Consider the following 3,588-nt stretch of genomic DNA (forward strand, 5'->3'; position numbering starts at 1 on the left):
AAACCTCCCATGTAGAATTATAAGGTTTTGTATAAAAACCTAAATTATCGAATCGTATTACGCTTACTTCCTTTTCCCCAAGAATTTTAGGTCCTATTTCAACATTTCCTTGTTCAACTAACCTGCCCCGTTATTTCAATAAGAAAAAAGAGCTGCCAAAGCAACTTAAGCCGTTCGGTTTTGGATCACTTCTTCCTAAATAAGCGGTTAAATCAACCCTGTTTTATTATCAAAATAAACAGCCAAATATAACTCAAATTAGCACCTCATTTCGAGGTGCTTTTATAATTGATAGAAAATTTTATCTTTTTAGAGGTAAAAATGGATATTGTTGGTATAATAAATAAAAGGAATTGTTATTTTTGTTTCACTAACGAGGCAGGTTTGTTCAATAACAAGTATTGAAAGAAGGTCTTTTGTGAGAATTATATTGTTTCCGTTATTATCATCAGTTGGGACAATGGCTCTATTATATTGGATTGGAAATATATTTAATTTATCTCTTCTTAGGTTTTCATTTGTTCTAAATGAGCCGTTAGAAAATGGGTTGATTTTTGATGCAAATATTGCAATACTTCCTTTTGCTATCGGCTTAATAGTTGGATTTATTGTGCAACGTATAGTTAAAGTCAGAAGCAACGAGGTACAATGAAAAGGAAGAGATAAAATGAAGGATAAAAATGGGAATAAATAAGTTCAAATTTTGCTGAAGCTGTTATTCCACTAACAGGTTCTTTAGTTGAATAAACGGAGAAGAAAATTGGTTTATTAAAAAGTAGAACAACTAGAAAAACATTGAGATAATACTCTGTGTTTTTTTCTCTATTCCAATCATAAATATTCATTTCCCGGTTTACAGGTTTCTTGTTTAGTTTATTCGGTTGTTTTTCGTCAATGCAATTTCACACCTCTTTATCATACCAAATAGATACCTAAATAATCACTTTACAATCACAATTGTAATAGCAATAATTGACCTGTCAATAGTATGATTATTTTAAAGGTAAAATCAATACAAACCTTGATATATCAATAAAAAATAGACACCCAATTGACTATCTAATTGGGTGTCTATTTAGGGTTATATTTCAAGAAAAGTGATTCAAAACTGAACGGCTTAAAAGCAACTCCACGATTTTTAACTAAAGCACCCGTTAGTTGAAGAACTASAAACTAATATGAACTACCGTTTCTGAATCGCTTTAAACAGTAGATATACAATTCCACCAATAACAWATGCATAGGYTACAACTAATGAGTCTTCAACTTCTTTAAAAGGTTTACCGTGAGTAATTATGAAAARTAATATYCCACMAATAATCATTACGCTGCCTATGAGGTAYTTATCCAAGAATCTAATTAATTTATTCATTTATATACCTCYTCCAGTTTGCAAGAAATCCTCTTSAACTAACCTCCCTCTATAAATATTGATGTATCAACGGTTTGCACCACTTCGTAATGTAGAAAAAATTATTTTTTATATAATTTACATACATATTCTTGAATTTCTTGTTTTATTACCAAATAGAGCGTACGCTTCGCTAAAACTAATGGAAATCATTAGCTGTTTTATCCACTATGTGATGCACTATGGATCTCTGCGATACTTATGACGACGTACCCTCCCATGTCTCTTAGCGTCAATGCGCTTACATTCCTTCGTTCGGTCTATTCATAAGGCAGAGGCCTGCTTAGCTGCCCCGGGGACTCGTGGTCTTAGTTTAGTTATGATGCTGGCTTCTCCGTGTCATCCTTCTGGGTATAGGTCTCGATGATAAGAAATGTTTACGCTGTCTCTGCGAGACAGTAGAGATCCTTCATCATATATTGCTCATTAAAATGGACTTTCTTTTTACAAATACCATGCAATACTTTTAGTAATTTACCGCATAGGACCACCATCGACTGCTTACCCCGCAAGGGATTTTGTTGGCGTGTTGTGTAGTATTCATGAAGCCGTTTAAACGGTTCGTTATGACGAATGAGTGGGACGATTACTTTGAAAAGAATATATCTAAGTCTCTTTCTTCCTCGTTTGGAGATATGTTTTTGCCCCTTATGTTGACCAGATGAGTTTTCACGTAATGTCAATCCCGCTAGTTTAATCAATTGGCGTGGATTTTCATAAAGCGAAAAGCTTCCTACTTCTGAAAGTAAATCAACAATTGTTGCATCTCCTAAACCAGGAACAGAAGAGAGAAACTCAAATTCCATAGTTGTTTGTGCCATTTCGGCTAATTGACTATTCACAGATTCAATTTCGTTTTCTAATAAGCGATACTGACGTAGAAGCGTGGCGATTTCATGTCGGGCCATCTGTTCTCCTTCTGTCAGTCCGATTGAGTTCGTCGATGCTTCAATGAGAAGCTTTGCTTTCGGCAACTGTGGTGTCCTCATACCCTCTACCTCACGGTATAAAAAGACCAACTCCTCAGCACTTTTCCCTTCAATATCCTGTGGAAATGGAGTCATTTCCAATGCCGCCAGCGCCATCTTTCCAAAAGACGGAAAGACTTGAGTAAACTCTGGAAAATAGCGATCAAGCCAACGGATGATTCGATTTTTAATACTCGCTAAATCTTCCGTTAACTTTGAACGGAGAGTAGATCMGATACGCAGTTCAGCTTCTACATCTTTTAACAAACGTGGATAACTAAAACGTCCATCTTTCAATAAACGTGCGATGACCAACGCATCTTTTTTATCGTTCTTTGTTGGTAAATTATCGTCCAATTCCTTCGAACGTTTAACGTGCATTGGGTTGACCATGATAAGTGGAATGCCGTAGTGGTCTAAGAAATTAGCTAAGTTCATCCAGTAGTGGCCTGTTGGCTCAATTCCGACTATAACGTCTGTTTTCTTAGCTTCTTTCATCGTTTGACGAATCTTTTCATACAAACTATCAAAGCCTTCTTTTGATTGATGTACCGGAAAAGCTTTTTCAATCACACGCCCTCGTTCATCGACAAAGCACGCGTAATGAACACGCTTGGCAATATCCATACCGACAACGAGTGTATTTTCAGTCACTTGATTAATTTTTTCATTGCATTTAAACTGCATAGAGAAGTCCTCCTTGTTTGATGATGGGTCAATGGTCGTTGACACTCATGCATCATACTAGAGGGCTCTTTTTCTTTCAAGACCTCGAACATCCTTCAAACAGGAATGCTGCCCCGTTAGTTCAATAAGAAAAAAAGCTGCCTAAGCAGCCCGATGATTWTTACTAAAGCAYCCGTTAGTTGAAGATTCGAGAACCTAAATTTCCACTTGTTTTCATCTTTTAAAATTTCATATCCTTGTTTCAAACAATCCTCTTTAGCCATTGGTATCTCCTCCTAACCAATTTCTAGCCATTTCTTTATTTTAAGAGAAATTGTTGTCTTATTGTTAATATAAGGGCTGTGTGGTGATGATAGCGCAATATAATCATTGATAAAACCACCAGCACAACGATATTTTTATGCATTTCCAGAAATGTAATAATTTAGTGAATTAAAATATCAATTAAATAAACCGTAAATTTCTTTCTCTCACCCTCCACCATGACATATACAACTTCGTCTTGCCAAAATGGTACCATCT

1 protein-coding gene is annotated in these 3,588 nt (G+C 35.6%); it reads right to left on the minus strand.

From position 1 onward, the window contains the following. Positions 1–1,788 precede the first annotated feature (1,788 nt). Complete coding sequence (locus tag AC1DSL_RS16430; protein ID WP_477533016.1) at positions 1,789–3,066, minus strand: IS110 family RNA-guided transposase; 1,278 nt, start codon at positions 3,064–3,066, stop codon at positions 1,789–1,791. Positions 3,067–3,588: the final 522 nt, after the last annotated feature.

Source organism: Paenisporosarcina sp. P4_D4, from assembly GCF_056401835.1.